14 protein-coding genes are annotated in these 17,026 nt (G+C 51.4%); 6 read left to right on the top strand and 8 right to left on the bottom strand.

The window, feature by feature from the left end; all coding sequences use genetic code 11:
- The first annotated feature begins 4 nt into the window (after positions 1–4).
- Together ATL17_RS02175 and ATL17_RS02170 are read left to right on the top strand one after the other, a co-directional pair.
- Positions 5–388 (top strand): NADH:ubiquinone oxidoreductase subunit NDUFA12, encoded by a 384-nt coding sequence (locus ATL17_RS02175; protein WP_133572169.1) that lies wholly within the window; start codon positions 5–7, stop codon positions 386–388.
- A gap of 27 nt (positions 389–415) precedes the next feature.
- Positions 416–823 (top strand): DUF2155 domain-containing protein, encoded by a 408-nt coding sequence (locus ATL17_RS02170; RefSeq protein ID WP_133571133.1) that lies wholly within the window; start codon positions 416–418, stop codon positions 821–823.
- 56 nt (positions 824–879) lie between these two features.
- Here the strand turns inward: ATL17_RS02170 and aat are convergent, their stop codons facing one another.
- From aat to ATL17_RS02140, 6 genes are all read right to left on the bottom strand, one after another.
- Positions 880–1,494, bottom strand: a complete 615-nt coding sequence (aat, locus tag ATL17_RS02165) for a leucyl/phenylalanyl-tRNA--protein transferase (protein WP_133571132.1) — start codon at positions 1,492–1,494, stop codon at positions 880–882.
- Positions 1,495–1,530: 36 nt separating this feature from the next.
- Positions 1,531–2,871 carry an acetyl-CoA carboxylase biotin carboxylase subunit gene (gene accC / locus ATL17_RS02160; RefSeq protein ID WP_133571131.1) on the bottom strand — a complete coding sequence of 447 codons (1,341 nt, stop codon included), beginning with the start codon at positions 2,869–2,871 and terminating at the stop codon, positions 1,531–1,533.
- Positions 2,872–2,882: 11 nt separating this feature from the next.
- Positions 2,883–3,383: an acetyl-CoA carboxylase biotin carboxyl carrier protein gene (accB, locus tag ATL17_RS02155; protein WP_133571130.1), complete on the bottom strand. Its 501-nt coding sequence runs from the start codon at positions 3,381–3,383 to the stop codon at positions 2,883–2,885.
- 21 nt (positions 3,384–3,404) lie between these two features.
- Complete coding sequence (gene aroQ / locus ATL17_RS02150; protein ID WP_133571129.1) at positions 3,405–3,845, bottom strand: type II 3-dehydroquinate dehydratase; 441 nt, start codon at positions 3,843–3,845, stop codon at positions 3,405–3,407.
- A gap of 205 nt (positions 3,846–4,050) precedes the next feature.
- Positions 4,051–4,908, bottom strand: coding sequence for a DsbA family protein (locus ATL17_RS02145; protein ID WP_133571128.1), 858 nt, complete (start codon positions 4,906–4,908; stop codon positions 4,051–4,053).
- Between the two features lie 32 nt (positions 4,909–4,940).
- On the bottom strand, positions 4,941–6,287 hold the full coding sequence (locus ATL17_RS02140) for a M48 family metalloprotease (RefSeq protein ID WP_166638865.1): 1,347 nt from the start codon (positions 6,285–6,287) through the stop codon (positions 4,941–4,943).
- Between the two features lie 117 nt (positions 6,288–6,404).
- Here ATL17_RS02140 and ATL17_RS02135 point away from each other — a divergent pair, with 117 nt between their 5' ends.
- On the top strand, positions 6,405–7,571 hold the full coding sequence (locus ATL17_RS02135) for a pyridoxal phosphate-dependent aminotransferase (RefSeq protein ID WP_133571126.1): 1,167 nt from the start codon (positions 6,405–6,407) through the stop codon (positions 7,569–7,571).
- Positions 7,572–7,593: 22 nt separating this feature from the next.
- On the opposite strand, the gene ATL17_RS02130 is transcribed toward ATL17_RS02135, so the two are convergent.
- Positions 7,594–10,233, bottom strand: coding sequence for an Rne/Rng family ribonuclease (locus ATL17_RS02130; RefSeq protein ID WP_133571125.1), 2,640 nt, complete (start codon positions 10,231–10,233; stop codon positions 7,594–7,596).
- A gap of 604 nt (positions 10,234–10,837) precedes the next feature.
- On the opposite strand from ATL17_RS02130, the gene ATL17_RS02125 reads away from it, so the two are divergent.
- From ATL17_RS02125 to prfB, 3 genes are all read left to right on the top strand, one after another.
- Entirely contained in the window at positions 10,838–12,079 is a 1,242-nt protein-coding gene (locus ATL17_RS02125; protein WP_166638864.1) for an N-acetylmuramoyl-L-alanine amidase, read from the top strand.
- A 111-nt stretch (positions 12,080–12,190) separates the two neighbouring features.
- Positions 12,191–14,608 (top strand): penicillin-binding protein 1A, encoded by a 2,418-nt coding sequence (locus ATL17_RS02120; protein ID WP_133571123.1) that lies wholly within the window; start codon positions 12,191–12,193, stop codon positions 14,606–14,608.
- A gap of 78 nt (positions 14,609–14,686) precedes the next feature.
- A protein-coding gene (prfB, locus tag ATL17_RS02115) for a peptide chain release factor 2 (RefSeq protein WP_133571122.1) occupies positions 14,687–15,800 on the top strand; the annotation gives its coding sequence in 2 pieces (ribosomal slippage) (positions 14,687–14,755 and positions 14,757–15,800; 1,113 coding nt in all).
- A gap of 26 nt (positions 15,801–15,826) precedes the next feature.
- On the opposite strand, the gene ATL17_RS02110 is transcribed toward prfB, so the two are convergent.
- Positions 15,827–16,972: a M23 family metallopeptidase gene (locus tag ATL17_RS02110; RefSeq protein WP_133571121.1), complete on the bottom strand. Its 1,146-nt coding sequence runs from the start codon at positions 16,970–16,972 to the stop codon at positions 15,827–15,829.
- Positions 16,973–17,026: the final 54 nt, after the last annotated feature.

Here is a 17,026-nt window from a genome sequence, read left to right as displayed (position 1 = left end):
GGACATGAAACAGTTTTTGGCGGAATTGTTTATTTGGTGGCACGGCCAAACATTGGGCACACGGCTTCACACAGCTTTGCATGGCCAATTTGTTGGTGAAGATGAAGCGGGCAACCGTTATTTCAAATCCAAAAAAGGCGACCGTCGCTGGGTTCTTTATAATGGTCCGGCCGAAGCTTCTCGCATTCCATCTGGTTGGCACGGTTGGATGCATCACCGCACCGACATCACGCCAGTTGATAAAAAATATGATGCCCGCTCTTGGGAATTGCCACATAAGCCCAACATGACTGGCACAGCACATGCCTATCGTCCAAAAGGCAGCATGCTGAATGATCAGAGCCGTCCGGATGTGACTGGCGATTATGATGCTTGGTCTCCAGAATAAGCCACATTTGGGGTTTATTGGGCAAATATGATGCGGCGCATTCTTCTTTCATTGTGTTTTGTCATGCTCGGTTGGGCAGGGGCCAATGCGGCCTTTGCTGCCCCTGTTGCAAACCCTGTGGTTGCTTTGGCTGGCCTTGATAAGGTGACAGGCCGGATCATCACCTTTGATGTATATATTGACGAGACGGTGCAGTTTGGTGCTTTGCAAATCACACCACGCGCTTGCTATTCTCGGCCACCAAATGAAACACAACGCACATCTGTGTTTTTGGAAGTTGACCAAGTTTCACTAAAACAGAGCGTGACCCGCATTTTCACAGGGTGGATGTTTGCAGATAGCCCAGCGCTTAATGCCGTGGACCATTCGGTTTATGACATTTGGTTGGTGGATTGCAAACAAAGCTCTGACGTACCGCCGCCAAGCGAGCGCTAAACACATCTTCTCCAACATGTTCGGAAATTCTATGCGCCGCACGAGAATGGGTGGCGCTAGAACTCTGCGCGTGTTTGCAGGGCTTCTGCTAAGCGCGCGTGATATTGCTCGCGCGTAATTTCGATTGCGCCCAAGGTTTCGAGGTGCGGCGTGGTGAATTGCGTATCCAGCAGCACAAAGCCCTTGGCATTGAGATGATTGACCAGTTCAACTAGTGCAATTTTTGACCCATTGGTGGCGCGGTGAAACATGCTTTCACCGAAGAACGCGCCGCCAAGGGCAATTCCGTAGAGACCGCCAATAATCTGGTCGTCGCGCCAAATTTCTACTGTGTGGCAAAAGCCGCGTTTGAACAGTGCGCCATAGAGCTTTTTGATTTCAGGGTTGATCCAGGTTTCTTCGCGGCCACGCATGGGGGCGGCACAATGAGAGATCACCAAATCAAAATCATGATCAAGCCGGACCTCATAATCCTGTTTTTTCAATGTTTTGCGTAAAGACTTTGAAATATGCAGGCCATCAAGCGGAATAATGCCCCGCAATTCTGGGTCGACCCAAAATAGGTCCGGGCTTTCCGCGCTTTCAGCCATAGGGAAAATGCCGTGGGCATAGGCCCCCAGCAGCATATCCGGCGTCAGCGTGATGTCATATGGTTCAGAATCGTTTTGCATAAGTCTCAAAAGAAAGGGCCCCGAAGGGCCCTTAAATTATTTCATGCCGAGATATTTTTCGAGCCAATGAATATCGTAATTGCCCGTGATCACATCTTCTTCTTCGATCAAGCGACGGAAGAGCGGCAGGGTTGTTTTAACCCCATCCACCACAAACTCGCCCAATGCACGGCGCAAACGCTGCAAGCATTCTTCGCGCGTGCGGCCATGTACGATGAGCTTGCCGATCAAGCTATCGTAATAAGGCGGGATTTTGTAGCCCTGATAAACACCAGAATCAACACGCACACCCACGCCACCTGCAGGGTGGTAGAATGAAATTGTGCCCGGAGATGGTGCAAATGTTTCAGGATCTTCTGCGTTGATCCGCACCTCGATGGCGTGGCCCCAAAAGGTCACGTCTTCTTGCTTAACAGAAATTGGGTGGCCAGCGGCAATGCGGATTTGCTCATAAACCAAATCCATGTTGGTGATCCGCTCGGTCACCGGGTGTTCCACTTGCAAGCGGGTGTTCATTTCAATGAAATAGAACTCGCCATCTTCATAGAGAAACTCAATGGTGCCCGCGCCAGAATATTTCATCTTGGCAATCGCATCGGCAACAATGCCGCCAATTTCAGCGCGTTGCTCAGGCGTAACCGCAGGTGAGGTGGCTTCTTCCCACACTTTTTGGTGCCGGCGCTGCAAAGAGCAATCCCGGTCACCCAAGTGGATGGCGCCGCCTTGGCCATCGCCCAATACTTGAATTTCGATGTGACGTGGCTTGCCGAGATATTTTTCGATATAAACCGCATCATCACCAAAAGCAGCTTTGGCTTCAGAACGTGCAGTTGACAAAGCTGTGCCAATATCGGCTTCAGACTTGGCCACTTTCATGCCGCGACCACCGCCGCCTGAGGCAGCCTTGATGATCACTGGATAGCCGATTTCAGCGGCAATGCGACGTGCTTCCACATCACTTGTGACGCCGCCATCAGAACCAGGCACCACTGGAATGCCCAAATCTTTAGCGGTTTGTTTGGCCTGAATTTTGTCGCCCATAATTTCAATATGGTGCGCAGAAGGGCCAATAAAGGTGATGTTGTGCTCTTCCAAAATGCGTGCAAAGCGCGCATTTTCAGACAAGAAGCCATAACCGGGATGCACTGCATCCGCGCCGGTGATTTCACATGCCGCCAAGATGGACGGGATGTTCAAATATGAATGAGTGGCAGAAGCCGGGCCAATACAAACGCTTTCATCGGCCAGGCGCACATGCATCGCATCAGCATCTGCTGTGGAGTGAACTGCCACAGTTGAAATGCCGAGCTCTTTACACGCCCGCAAAATACGCAGGGCGATTTCGCCTCGGTTAGCAATGAGAACTTTTTTAAACATGGGCATCTGGGTTACTCGATCACCACAAGAGGTTCACCAAATTCAACTGGCTGCGCATCTTCCACCAAGATTTTGGTGACTGTGCCTGCGCGGTGTGCCGGAATTTGGTTCATTGTTTTCATCGCTTCGATGATCAAAATGGTTTGGCCTTCAGTGACCTTGGTGCCCACTTCAACAAATTTGGCTGCACCTGGCTCAGGCGCCATATAGGCTGTGCCAACCATTGGTGAGGTCAATGTGCCTGGGTTCGAACCAATATCGTCAGCAGCAGATGCATCAGCTGCGGCAGGCGCAGGCGTTGCAGCAGCAGGGGCCGCAGGCGCAGCAGCAACCGGAGCGGCCATAGGCGCACCAGCATAGCTTGGCATGTGAACCACCTCTTGAGCGTGGCTGCGGGTGACACGAACACGAAAATCATCATGCTCAAGTTCAACTTCAGCCAAGTTCTGTTCGTTCAGCAATTCAGCAATCGTACGGATCAGATCGCGATCAACTTGTGAACCTTTACTCATTTAAGGGGCTCTCCAATTTTGTTATTCTGGAATGGGTGATGTTAAAGCACCGAGGGCCAAAATGTAACCCGCCGGGCCAAAACCGCAAATAGTGCCCAGGGCAACCGGGGACACATATGAATGATGACGGAAGCTTTCCCGCGCAAAAATGTTGGACAAATGCACCTCAACTACAGGGATATTGATGGCGCGGATCGCGTCATGAATAGCCACTGATGTGTGGGTGTAGGCAGCAGGATTGATGATGATACCAGCTGCAGATTTACCTGCCTTCTGGATCAATTCAACCAGTTCGCCTTCGTGATTTGTTTGTGCAAATACAAGTTCATACCCCAAACGCGCACATTCTTCGCGGCAATTTTGCTCAATGTCAGCCAATGTGACATGGCCATAAATGCTGCCTTCACGCTCGCCCAACAAATTAAGATTTGGGCCGTTGAGTATATGAATTTGTTTCGTCATTTTGCGGGTTATACCTTTTTATCTCCCGTGCAGGAGCTTGCACTATATGAAAACAAATGAAAAGGCAAAGATTACTCTCAGTTTTACACCGATCACGCCTGAATTTGTTGCGTTTTTGTGTCGCTCGCCTGCAATTTCCGACAATGGGCCCATAACTAGATAAAAAGATGGCGCCAAATGGCGCCATCAAAATTTCTTCAATTTACTATGGGCAGGTGGTTTCACCACATTCGCGCATATTATCAACACGACGTTTTAGACCCTCAAAACTTTCAGCGCCGCGCACGACTTCATTGCCGATAATGTAGTTTGGCGTGGAGCTGATAGACAGCGCATCTGCCAATTGGTAAGTGCGGCCAATGGCTTGGGTAACCGACTGGTCTTGCATCTGCAGTTCCACCTCAACTGGGTTCATGCCCAATTCAGCGGCCACTTCCAAAGCGCGAGCCTTGTCTACCTGACCACGAGATTGGAAAAGCTTGGTGTGGAACTCCATATAGCTCACATCTTTATTGCGGTTCACAATGGTAGCCACGCGTGCCGCGTCGGCTGAGCCTTGGCTCAAAATTGGGAACTCACGCAAGATGAAGCGTACATTTTTGTCTTCCTCAAGCAATTGCATCATGTTGGCAACAGCTTGGCGGCAATAGCCACAATTGTAGTCGAAAAATTCAACGATGGTGACATCGCCGTCTGGATTGCCGAGCACAACTTGGTCGGCATCATTATGAACGCGATCGCCAAGGGCCATCAATGTGTCGCGGGTTTGGGCGATTTCGGCTTCTTGCGCCTGTGTCTGCAAGGCAACGGACATACGCTCGAGCAATTGCGGGTTGGACATCAAATAATCTTCAACTGCATTGCCAAAACGGCCTTGTGCAGCGGATGCTTTTGGCGTGTCTGCCAACAGATTTTCGATTTTTTCATCAACAATCTGCTCGATCAAAGCGCTTAGATCGTCTTTGGTCATGTCACCCAGATTTTGGGCTTGAGCGGGCAGCATAAATGCCACAAAGCCCAAAGCAACGAGCGGCAATTTTGCGATAGAGGAAAAGAGATTCATAAATACTAGGTCCAGTTTGATAGGAATTGAGATTAGCTTAGCGCCAAAATGTCATCAGCGCGTAACCAAGCGGGGCTGCCTTGCGGCAAATTTTGTTGTGCTTTTTTCGCCAACCCGCGAGCGAGGCGCATGTCGCGGCGCAAAAATGCGGCTTCGGCTGCGGCCAGATCGGCCTCGCCAGTGCGGCCAGCGCGACCATAGGCGCGAGACAGCAGCGAAAATGCGCGGGCAGAGCCGCTATCCATTTGGGTGGCGCGGGACAATTGAATGATGGCTTCATTCAAATCTTTCGCGCGGCCAGTGTCTGATAAGGCAGCTCCGTAAATCAAGCGATATTCAATTTCGTTAGGGGCGAGCTTCACCGCACGGGCGAGGGGCTGCAATGCCGCCGTAGCCTGGCCAGTTTCAAACAGCATTTGGCCCAGCAATTCCTGCAAATTGGGATTGCTTGGATTGGCGGAAGCGAGCGCTGCCATTTGTTTCACCGCAGCAGGGCCGGCGCCAGCACGATAGCCAGCGATGGCGCGGGCATAGCGGGCAGGGAGTGATTTATCGCTGTTGGGATAGCGGTTTAATACGGTTTGGGTGCGTTCCAAATAACCAGTAAGTTTGGCTTTCACCATTTCAAGGCGCTGAATGTCGGCTGCGGAATCGCGTTTGTTGCGGAAGGGACTGCCTGCGGCGCGGTTTTGCGTTTGGTTCAAGCGGTCTTCGGCCAGCGGATGGGTGCGCAAATAGCCTGCGGCACCAGCGCTGCTGGATTGATTGCGTTGCAAGCGGTTGAGTACTTCGGTGAGGCCAGTTGCACTTTGCTTTGTGCGTTCCAAGAATTTGAGGGCGGCAGCGTCGGCTGCGCTTTCCTCAGACTGACGATAGGCCATGAAATTGTTGCGCGCGGCAGAGCTGGAGCCCATGATGAAGGCAGAAACCATTTTGCCGACTTCACCAGATTGATCATTGCCCGATGCGGCGGCGAGGACGCCGATGCCGAGCACCATGGAAATGGCTTGTAATTGCCCGGCAACCTGAGCCTGCTCACGCAAACGGCGCAGATGGCCGCCAGCCAGGTGGCCTATTTCGTGGGCCAAAACGGCTTTCAGCTCGTTTGGGGTCGCTGAATCAAGGATGGTGCCGTAATTAATATACATATCGCCGCTTTCAACCACGAAGGCATTGAAGCGACGGTCGTTGACGATGTTGACGGATACGTTGCGTGGATTGATGCCCGCGGCCTTCAGCAGCGGGCGCGCGAAATCTTCGATCATGGTTTGGGTTTCAGCGTCTGTGATCAGCCGAATTTGCTGGGCATGGGCGCTGATGGGCGCAAGTGCCAGCAGGAGTGCTGTGAGAACTGCGAGCAACTGGACGTGCTTTGGCATGTTTAAGCCTTTACTGAAACCATGAATCACTGACATTGTTAGCGCAACTATAACGGCATTTCTGTCAGTTGACACGGGCCGTTCACCTCACAAAAACGCGAACAGTTGGACAATTTGATGACAGAGATCGCGCAGCTCAAGCATTTACAGCCATTTTTTGCCATGGAGATCTTGGCGATGGCCAAATCTTTGGAAGCGGAAGGGCGAGAAATTTGCCATTTGGAAGTGGGCGAACCGGGCGCGGCACCTGCGCCAGAGGTGATTGCTGCCGTGCAGCAAAGTGCGGCGACAGACCCGCAACGCTACACGCCAGCAAAGGGCGAATTGAGCCTGCGGCAGAAGCTGAGCGAATATTATAATGCACAGCACAATGCCAAAGTGAATCCTGACAATATTTTGATCACCAACGGCTCAAGTGCTGGATTTGTGTTGGCGTTTTTATCTGGATTTGAGAAGGGTAGCAAAATTGCGGTGACGCGGCCGGGTTATCCGGCATACCTCAATATTATCTCCAGCTTGGGATTTGAGCCGGTGGAGATTGAAATTCATGCAGCGAATGGTTGGCGATTGGATGCGGATGATATTCGCGCCGCGAATAAAGCTAATCCGTTTGATGGCTTGTTGTTGGCATCGCCTGCAAACCCAACAGGGGCGATGATTGAACGGGAAGATTTGGCGCGCATTCTCAATGCGTGTGATGATTTAGGCGTGCGGTTTATCTCAGATGAAATTTATCATAGCCTGAGCCACGGATTGCCGGAGACCAGTGCATTAGAATTGAGTGATAATGCGCTGATCATAAATAGCTTTTCCAAATATTATTGCATGACCGGATGGCGCTTGGGATGGCTGGTTTTGCCCGATGATATGGTGCGCCAAACGGAGATGTTGGCGCAAAATATGTTTATTTCTGCTCCTAGTCTGTCGCAGGTGGCAGGCACTGTCGCACTTGATTGTCGTGACTATTACGATTCTCAGAAATCGAAATATGTGCGCAATGGCATGCTGTTGGTGGAGGCGTTGAGTGAGATGGGCTTTAAAGATGCGCGCATGTCGGATGGTGCATTTTATGCCTATGTGGGCATTGAAGGACTGGCAGAAGATAGCGTGGCGTTTTGCAAGGCTTTGTTGCAAGAAGCTGGAGTTGCGGCAACGCCGGGCGTGGACTTTGATCGGGTGAATGGCCAAAAATTTGTTCGGTTTTCTTATGCTGGAGACCATGATGTTTTGGTGCAAGCGATAGAAAAAATGGCCGGCTTTTTGAGCCGACCATTGTCTGTTTGATTATTCTTTTGTGTGGCGCGGTTTAGAAGAAGCCGCGCTGCCACCAGCCTTTTTTCGCTTTATCTTTGCTTTTGTCCTCATCTTCCTTGCTGGAAGTTGAAGTGACGATAATGCCATCTTCTTGAGGCTTTTCTTTCTTCGGCTTTTCAGCTGGTTCCTGCTTAGGCTCTTCGCGAACTTCCGGCGGCGTTACGGCTTCAGCTTCTGGCTTGGTGGCGACGTCTTCGTCCTTTTTCACGCGCTTGCGTGGGGCACGGCGACGTTTTGGCTTTTCTTCAGCTTCTGCAGCGTCTTTATCAGCGGCAGAATCGTCTGATTTAGCTTCAGTTGCGGTGTCCTCTGCATCAGCCTTTTTGCGACGCGGGCGGCGCTTTGGTTTTGGCGCTGCTTTGGCATCTTCATCATCCAAAGCTTCCGCAGTGCTTTCAACCTTAGCATCAGCCAATGCGGCTTCTTTGGTTTCGCCTGGCTTTGCGTCGGCAGGATCTTTCACGCGTGTGACGGTTTCTTCAACCGCTTCAACGGCTTCCTGGTCGAAACTTGCTGGTGCTTCAGACTTGTCAGCTTGATCCGCTGCATTTTCGTCCTTCGCAACCTGCTCATTTTCAGTTGAGCCATTTTCATTATCTTGGTTGCGACGGTTGCGACGACCACCGCGGCGACCACGACGACGGCGCTTTTTCGGCTGCTCGTCACCATCGCCATCACCTGCTGGTGCATTGTCGTTGCTGCCTTCTTCTGCAGCTTCAGCTGTGTCTTGATCTTTAGACTGCTGATCGTTTGACGCGTTGTTTTCGTCACGATCACGGCCTTTGCCCCGGCGACGCTTACGACGACGAGATGGCTTTTCTTCCTTGCTCTCTTCTTCGTCTTCCTCATCAAGGTCAATAACTGGGGCTGAATCCACTTTCACATGATTGGTGATGCGTGGTTCGCCATTGTCGTATGGATCGCCTTTTTCGATGGTGAACTGGTCACCATGCATATGCGGTTCTGCCGTGATGGAAATCGCAAGATTGTAGCGCTGTTCCAAAATGGACAGAGCAGGGCGCTTTGCATTCAAAATGTAAAGGGCAACCTCAGAAGCCACTTTAACATTGATGGCTTGGCCTGGGCGGCGCATCACCTGATCTTCAATGGCGCGCATGACCATCAAGGCAAGGCTTTCAACGGAACGCACAAGGCCTGTGCCGTTACATGTTGGGCAGGCATTGGTGGAGCTTTCAAGCACACCAAAGCGAATGCGCTGACGTGACATTTCGAGCAGGCCGAAATGGGAGATGCGGCCAACCTGAATGCGGGCGCGATCGTTTTTCAAGCTGTCTTTCAGCTTGCGCTCCACATTGCGGATGTTGCGCTTTTCTTCCATATCGATGAAATCGATCACCACAAGACCAGCCATGTCGCGCAAGCGCAGTTGGCGCGCCAGTTCGGCAGCAGCCTCAAGGTTGGTTTGCAATGCGGTATCTTCGATATTGTGTTCTTTTGTGGCTTTACCTGAGTTCACATCCACCGAAACAAGCGCCTCAGTTGGATTGATCACCAAATAACCGCCAGATGGCAGATTGACCTTTGGTGAGAACATGGAATCGAGCTGTTCTTCCACATTGAATTTGGAGAAGATCGGCTGTTCATCCTTAAAAGGCTGCACATTTTTGGCATGCGACGGCATGATCATGCGCATAAAGTCTTTGGCTTCACGATAAGCATCGTCGCCAGACACCAGCACTTCAGTGATCTCTTTATTGTAAAGGTCACGAATTGAGCGCTTGATCAGGCTGCCCTCCTCATAAACGAGGCAGGGGGCCGTGGATTCCAAAGTGAGGCTACGCACATTTTCCCAAAGGCGAAGCAGATATTCAAAGTCGCGTTTGATTTCGGCTTTGGTGCGGCTTGCACCAGCAGTGCGCAAAATAACGCCCATGCCTTTTTGCACGTCCAATTCGCCAGCGATTTGCTTTAGACGCTTGCGGTCAGCTGCGTTGGTGATTTTGCGGGAAATGCCGCCGCCACGCGCAGTGTTTGGCATCAACACAGAATAACGGCCTGCAAGTGACAAATAAGTGGTGAGGGCTGCGCCTTTATTGCCGCGCTCTTCTTTCACCACTTGCACCAAAAGCACTTGGCGGCGTTTGATCACTTCTTGAATTTTATAGGTGCGCGGCTTTTTGCGTTTACGCTCAGGCACTTCTTCAAGAGCATCTTCGCTGCCGACTTCGTCGAACTGTTCGCCTTCGCCATTCTCATCTTCAGCGCTGGCTGTGGCTTCATCTTCGCCTTCACCGTTGCTTTCGGCTTCCTCTGACACGCTTTCTTCAGGCTTGGCCTTCAGCATGGCTGGCTGATCAGATTCAGAAAGATCTTCTCTGACCTCTTCTTCTTCCTCAGCCAAAAGGGCTTCACGATCCGCCAATGGGATCTGATAATAATCAGGGTGGATTTCAGAAAAAGCCAAGAAACCGTGGCGATTGCCGCCATAATCAACAAAGGCAGCCTGCAATGATGGTTCTACCCGCGTAACTTTGGCGAGATAGATATTGCCTCTTAATTGCCGGCGTGTTGCCGATTCAAAATCAAATTCTTCTAAACGGTTCCCGTTAGTGACGACTACTCGTGTTTCTTCCGGGTGGATTGCATCCACCAGCATTCTTTTCGTTGGCATATATTAAAGCTCCACGCATACGCAGGCCGGGCGCGGATAAGCGCTGCTTGTCTGTTCTGAACAGAGTGAGCCGTTGCGATGCGAAAATGTAAGATTTTCTTGCGGATGTATGCTCACGCAAGAGATTGGCATTTGAAGACGCTGGGGTTTGTGCGATTGCGTGCGGGGCAATTGGGCCCTTTATGCAATGCAACTGATTTAACCTCATCACGTCTACTTTCATTTGAGTGGCAAATCGCAGTTGTTGGCGGTTCGCCTATATGGCCGCTTCGGCCGAAATCTCGTTGTCAGCAAATGCTGTCGGTTCTATTGCCCTTAATTGTCATTCAATTGATTGAACTGACAAAATTTTGACCAGTTTGAGGGTCATTTTATAGGGCAAGAATCGAGGACATTATTCCTGCTGATTGTTAGTGTTTAATCTCGAACGTCAATTTTAGCAACAAATATGTTTATTTGCGCCTAATTTATGTTGGCGCAAATGCGTTGAAATCAAGCAACGGATGACAATTATTTATGCATGTGTCGCCGCAAATGACCCCAAGCTGCCACGAATCAACTATTAGCTGTTGTAAGGCCCATTAAAGAAGTCATGACATTTAGAATGCAACTTGCACGAAATATCGCCACATTAATGTTGCTCGTGATTTTGCACCTTGGCGCGACCAGCGTTGCCAATGCGCAAGAAGGCATAGAAATCTTAGATGCAAGGTTGGCCGTTGGCCCGGATAAAACCCGTTTGGTTGTTGATCTGAGTGCCGCTGCTGGCTATGCGACTTTTCCAATTGATCAGCCTGATCGCCTTGTGGTCGAGCTGGGCGTGGAAGGGTTGGCCGATGGGGCGCCAACCGAGTTGAAAACCGACGGACTTGTGAGCGAAACTGCCATTGGCATGGTAGATGATGGCCGGGCGCGTTTGGTTTTGTTTTTGAACAAGCCTGTTCAAGTGTCTGACATTCAAATGTTGGAAGCTGTGGGCGAACAGCCAGCGCGTTTAGTCGTTGAAATCTCTGAGGGTGAACGCGCCGTTTTTGACCAGGCGGTGGCGCAATCTAAGGCGCTTTTGACTGGACAAGCCAATCAGGCGGAAGGCGGCGAAGTTGACGTGGCGGAACCTGAAACACCTGCTGAGACAGGACCTTTACCGAGTGCTGTGGAAGTCCGCCCGCTAATTTTGCTTGATCCGGGGCATGGCGGCATTGATGGTGGCGCGCGGGCAGCGAATGGCTTGGAAGAAAAGCATGTGGTGCTTGAATTTGCCAAGCGTGTGCAAGAAGAACTGTTGGCCACCGGTCGGTTTGACGTGGCGATGACACGCACCGGAGACGAGTTTTTGAGCCTGAATGAACGGGTTGATTTGGCCCGCGAGAACAAAGCGAGCCTGATGATCTCGCTGCATGCTGATAGTTTTGATGACCCAAATGTGCGCGGCGCTAGCGTTTATACTCGGGACGAAGACGCTACAGACGTTTTGGACAAGGTGTTGGCTGAAGGCGAAAACAAGGTTGATTTGATCGCTGGTTTTGACGCGCCGAAGGATGATGATCAAGTGGTCAATATTCTTGTTGATTTGATGCGCCGCGAAACCAGACGCCAGAGCTTTTTGGCGGCGCGCTCTATTGTGAATGACATTGAAGGGCAGTTGCCCATGCGGCCTTATCCGCTGCGGCGAGCTGACTTTTTTGTGCTGCAGTCACCTGAAGTCCCATCAATTCTGCTTGAGCTAGGCTTTTTGTCTAACGGATTGGACATGGAAAATCTGGCCAAGGCAGATTGGCAGAGCAGGGCGGCAAAATCACTGGCGCAAGGAATTGTTAAATATTTTGACGCGGAAGCGCAAAACTGATTAAAGCCCTTGCGATCACAGTTTTGCCGTTGTTTCAGGCGATAGCGGCAAGTGAGTGACAAGGTTTACAGGCCATGTGGTCTGTGGGGTTAACAGACTGGGTTTGAATAGATGCTGAGAATTTTAAGCTGGCTTTTTGCGTTCGGTTTTTTCACCGGGCTGGTTGCGTTGGCCGGCGTTGGCTATTTCCTTTGGATGATCTCGCAGGACTTGCCTGACTATACGGTGCTGAAAGACTATCAGCCCCCGGTGACAACACGTGTGCACGCAGCAGATGGCTCTTTGTTGGGCGAATATGCGCGTGAGCGGCGTTTGTTCCAACCGATTGAAACCATTCCACCTTTGGTGGTGAATGCGTTTGTGGCGGTTGAAGATAAAGACTTCTATTCTCACGGCGGTTTAGCGTTTGACGGTATTTTGCGTGCAGCGCGCGATAACATTCAGAAAAAGATTGATGGTTCTGGCGGTCCTCTGGTTGGTGCGTCGACCATTACCCAACAGGTGGCGCGGAACTTCTTGCTGACGCTTGACCAAACTTGGGACCGTAAGATCAAAGAAGCTTTGCTGGCCATTCGAATTGAGCAAACGTTCTCCAAAGATAAGATCATGGAGCTTTATCTCAATGAGATTTTCTTGGGGCTCAATTCATATGGGGTTTCAGCTGCAGCGCTGAACTATTTCGATAAAGCGCTTTATGAGCTGACCATCGCTGAAGCTGCTTATATTGCCGCTTTGCCGAAAGGCCCGGCAAACTATCATCCCATTCGCTATCCAAAAGCGGCGATTGAGCGCCGTAACTATGTGATCGACCGAATGGAAGCCGAGGGCTATATCACCGCTGAAGAAGCTGCGAGTTCTAAGCAGGAGCCGTTGAACGTGTTCCCACGAACTTCTGGTGCGCAGGTATATTCTGCTGAATATTTTGCGGAAGAAGTGCGGCGGCGTTTGGCGCGGATTTACGGGGAAGACCAGCTTTATGGTGGTGGCCTTTCTGTGCGCACCACGATGGACCCGAAATTGCAGGCCTATGCGCGGAATGCGCTAATGAATGGCTTGGTACAATTTGACCAAACAAAAGGTTATCGCGGGCCAGTTGCGACCATCGAATTGGACGATGATTGGGGCGATGACTTGGCCGATATCGATGCGCTGAGCGATGTGCCTGAATGGCGGCTTGGTGTTGTGATTGAGCTTGAGCAAAATTCCGCTGTTGTTGGTTTGCAGCCTGGGCGTGACTTGCAAGGCAATGTTGTTACCGAGCGTGAAACTGGCCAATTGCCGGGGCCTGAACAGAAATGGATCGCGAAACCACTTTCACAAGTGTTGAACATTGGCGACGTGATCTATGTGGAGCAAGTGCCTGACAAGGAAGGCGTTTATCAAATGCGTCAGCCGCCAGAAGTGCAAGGCGGCTTGGTGGCGATGGATCCACGTACTGGCCGTGTGCTGGCGCTGGTTGGTGGCTTCTCATTTGACGATAGCGAATTTAACCGCGCGACACAGGCGCAGCGGCAACCGGGTTCTTCTTTTAAGCCGATCGTATATGCGGCCGCGTTGGACAATGGCTATACACCGGCTTCGGTGGTTTTGGATGCGCCGCTTTCCATTAAGAATGCGGACGGCACAAGCTATCAGCCGGATAACTATTCGCGCGAATTTTATGGGCCGCAGACTCTTCGGCGCGGTATTGAGCGCTCGCGGAACGTTATGACCGTGCGTTTGGCGCAGGACATTGGCATGCCCTTGGTGTCAGAATATTCGCGCCTGTTTGGCATTCACGACAATTTGCCACCTTATTTGGCGATGTCACTCGGGGCGGGTGAAACCACCGTGCTGCGCATGACTGCGGCTTACGCGACGATTGCGAATGGTGGCCGCAAGATTAACCCGACATTGATTGACCGGGTGCAAGACCGTTACGGCAATACTGTGTTCAAACATGATGAGCGGATATGTGACGGGTGTGAAGTTGAAGACTGGCAGAACCAAGCTGAGCCATTGGTGATCGACAATCGTGAGCAGGTTTTGGACCCAATGACCGCCTATCAAATCACCTCCATGATGGAAGGTGTGGTGCAGCGCGGTACGGGGACGCGTATCCGTGCGTTGGGTCGCCCAGTGGCTGGCAAGACTGGCACGACTGACGACTATAAAGATGCTTGGTTTGTTGGCTTTACACCAGAAATGGCCGTTGGCATTTATGTTGGGTACGACACGCCGCGCGATATGGGCCGGAATGCGACTGGTGGTGAACTGGCTGCGCCGATTTTCCGCGACTTTATGGCTGAAGCGATGAAGGGCAAACCGCCAACCCCATTCAACATTCCTGCAGGGATGACACCGATTTGGATCGATCCGAAAACCGGGGTGAAAATTGCAGGTGGTGGCGATGGTGCGATTGTGGAAGCGTTTAAGCCGGGGACAGGGCCAAACCTGATCACTTCTGTGATTGGCGTGGACTCAGATGTGTTCACCGATCTTGAAGGCGGCTCGCAAGACTTTAACGCTGGACGCGGCGGCCTGTTCTAATCGAATAGCAGCATGGAGACTTGATGCAAACTGGCGGATCAGCTAGATCACAGGCCAGAGCAAAAAGTGTGAGTGATTATGCGCGCAGAAATACAAAGTGTTGTTGATGAAATTGAGCAGGCGATGAGCCTGCTGAGGAGGCATCTTTGACTGGGATACTGCACAATCCCGCTTAGATGAGCTCAATCAACGAGCAGAAGACCCTGAATTTTGGAATGATCCGCAAAAAGCGCAAGAAGTGATGCGCGATCGCCAATATCTCGAAGGGCAAATTAAATCCATTACCGAATTGCAAGCCACATTGACCGACAATATCGATTTGATCGAGTTGGGGGAAATGGAAGGCGACAATGAGGTTGTGGAAGAGGCTGAAAAAGCCTTGATTGGTCTTAAAACCCAAACTGATCGCATGCAGGTTGAAACCTTGCTCTCTGGCGAGGCGGATGCCAATGATTGCTATTTGGAAGTGCATGCCGGCGCGGGCGGCACTGAAAGCCAAGACTGGGCCAACATGCTTTTGCGCATGTATACCCGCTGGGCTGAACGGCAAGGCCACAAAGTTGAAGTGATGGAAGTGCATGACGGCGAAGAAGCCGGCATCAAATCCGCTACGATTTTGATCAAAGGCCACAATGCCTATGGCTGGTTGAAAACTGAAAGTGGCGTGCACCGTTTGGTGCGGATTTCACCGTTTGACAGCCAGGCGCGTCGCCACACCAGCTTTTCTTCGATTTGGGTTTATCCGGTTATTGACGATTCTATCGATATTGAAGTGGCCGAATCTGATGTGCGGATTGACACATATCGCGCGTCAGGCGCAGGTGGTCAGCACGTGAACACCACAGACAGCGCGGTGCGGATTACCCACATTGCAACGGGGATTGTGGTGCAATGTCAAAATGACCGTTCGCAACATAAGAACCGGGCTACCGCTTGGGACATGTTGCGCGCGCGCCTTTATGAGGCCGAACTGCAGCGCCGTGAAGAAGAGGCAAATGCCGAATCTGCGCAAAAGTCAGAGATTGGATGGGGGCATCAAATTCGCTCTTATGTGTTGCAGCCCTATCAGATGGTGAAGGATTTGCGCACCAGTGTTGAAAGCACAGCGCCAAGCGATGTGCTGGACGGCAATCTGGACGCGTTTATGGAAGCGGCGCTGGCCCAACGGGTTGGCAAGTCTGACGAAGAATAAGCGCTATAGACGAAAAGAAGAGGGCCTCAAATGAGGCCCTTTAATTTATTACCCACATTGATGAAGTTCGACGGATCAATCGGCCGATCATTTTTGCGTACTTCCAGATGTAGATGCGGACCTGTGCTGCGGCCTGTGCTGCCAACCAACCCAATGATGGTGGCGCGGGTGACCCGCTGACCCTTTTTCACTTTGATCTTGGATAGATGCGCATAGCGGGACACCAAGCCATTTACATGGGTGACCTCCACTGCATTGCCATAACCGCCTTTGCGCCCTGCAAAGGTGACTTTGCCGACACCAAGTGCAGACACTTTGGCACCTGTTGGTGCGCGGAAATCCAAGCCGGAATGGAAGGCAGAACGCCCTGTGAACGGGTCGCGGCGGTTGCCATAACGCGAGCTGTAGCCGTATGAATTGGGCAGCGGGCGGAAGATGGGCGCGCTGTGAATTTGTTCACGAGCTTGCTCAAACCGTGACAAGGCATCCAAAGCAAAGTTTGCAGCTTGCATTTGATCTGACAGGTTTTCACCCATGGTCGGTGGCAAGAGCGGACCGCCCACTGCGTCATCTTCAAAGCGCGGGTTTAGACCCACACGAGACAGTTCGCTAACGATTTTCGAAGTGGATTTTTCAGCTTCGTTGCCTAAGGCGGTGAGGGCTGAAATTGTGTCCTCTTTCATCATTTGAAGATCTTCAATGATGGCGTGAATATCTGTGCTGCTGCTATTTGACGGCGCATAGCCCAAGGCGCTGCTTTTAATTGGTTCCGCTGCTGCGGGAACGGGCACGGCGATGCCTGCGGCTTTTGCCTTTTTGGCAATTGAGCGCACAAAATCATGCTGCTCGAGAATTTGTTCTTGCTGGGCCAGCAAATCTTGCAATTGGAGATTGATGTCGCCCGCTTTTGCATATTGGCGCGAATGCAATCGGTCTAGCTCCGCTCGCAACGTGGCGATGCGTGTTTCATAGGCGGAGATGGTTTGTGCAGATTGTGCGTCACGCGTGGCCGCAAATTCAGGCGACAAATAAAGCGTGATCGCAAAGGCGATATTGCCGGAAAACAAAATGCCGATAAGGGCATAAACCCACCAGCGATCAAAGTCTGATTTTGCCCGGACCTGGCCTGAAGGACCATTTACTCTGCCCGAAAAGGTACGCGTTGCACTCACTTGTTCCGCCCATTCTTTAGCGCTCGATTCTCTTCTGAGCTTCAGAATGGGCGA

This window comes from Maritalea mobilis, from assembly GCF_004363175.1.
Lineage (GTDB): Bacteria > Pseudomonadota > Alphaproteobacteria > Rhizobiales > Devosiaceae > Maritalea > Maritalea mobilis.
This window is presented reverse-complemented; position numbering and strand designations above follow the sequence as displayed.

Bases quoted from the DNA above. Each gene is read 5' to 3' on its own strand.
- ATL17_RS02175 (WP_133572169.1), top strand. From the start codon at position 5: ATGAAACAGTTTTTGGCGGAATTGTTTATTTGGTGGCACGGCCAAACA.
- ATL17_RS02170 (WP_133571133.1), top strand. From the start codon at position 416: ATGATGCGGCGCATTCTTCTTTCATTGTGTTTTGTCATGCTCGGTTGG.
- aat (WP_133571132.1), bottom strand. From the start codon at position 1,494: ATGCAAAACGATTCTGAACCATATGACATCACGCTGACGCCGGATATG.
- accC (WP_133571131.1), bottom strand. From the start codon at position 2,871: ATGTTTAAAAAAGTTCTCATTGCTAACCGAGGCGAAATCGCCCTGCGT.
- accB (WP_133571130.1), bottom strand. From the start codon at position 3,383: ATGAGTAAAGGTTCACAAGTTGATCGCGATCTGATCCGTACGATTGCT.
- aroQ (WP_133571129.1), bottom strand. From the start codon at position 3,845: ATGACGAAACAAATTCATATACTCAACGGCCCAAATCTTAATTTGTTG.
- ATL17_RS02145 (WP_133571128.1), bottom strand. From the start codon at position 4,908: ATGAATCTCTTTTCCTCTATCGCAAAATTGCCGCTCGTTGCTTTGGGC.
- ATL17_RS02140 (WP_166638865.1), bottom strand. From the start codon at position 6,287: ATGCCAAAGCACGTCCAGTTGCTCGCAGTTCTCACAGCACTCCTGCTG.
- ATL17_RS02135 (WP_133571126.1), top strand. From the start codon at position 6,405: ATGACAGAGATCGCGCAGCTCAAGCATTTACAGCCATTTTTTGCCATG.
- ATL17_RS02130 (WP_133571125.1), bottom strand. From the start codon at position 10,233: ATGCCAACGAAAAGAATGCTGGTGGATGCAATCCACCCGGAAGAAACA.
- ATL17_RS02125 (WP_166638864.1), top strand. From the start codon at position 10,838: ATGCAACTTGCACGAAATATCGCCACATTAATGTTGCTCGTGATTTTG.
- ATL17_RS02120 (WP_133571123.1), top strand. From the start codon at position 12,191: ATGCTGAGAATTTTAAGCTGGCTTTTTGCGTTCGGTTTTTTCACCGGG.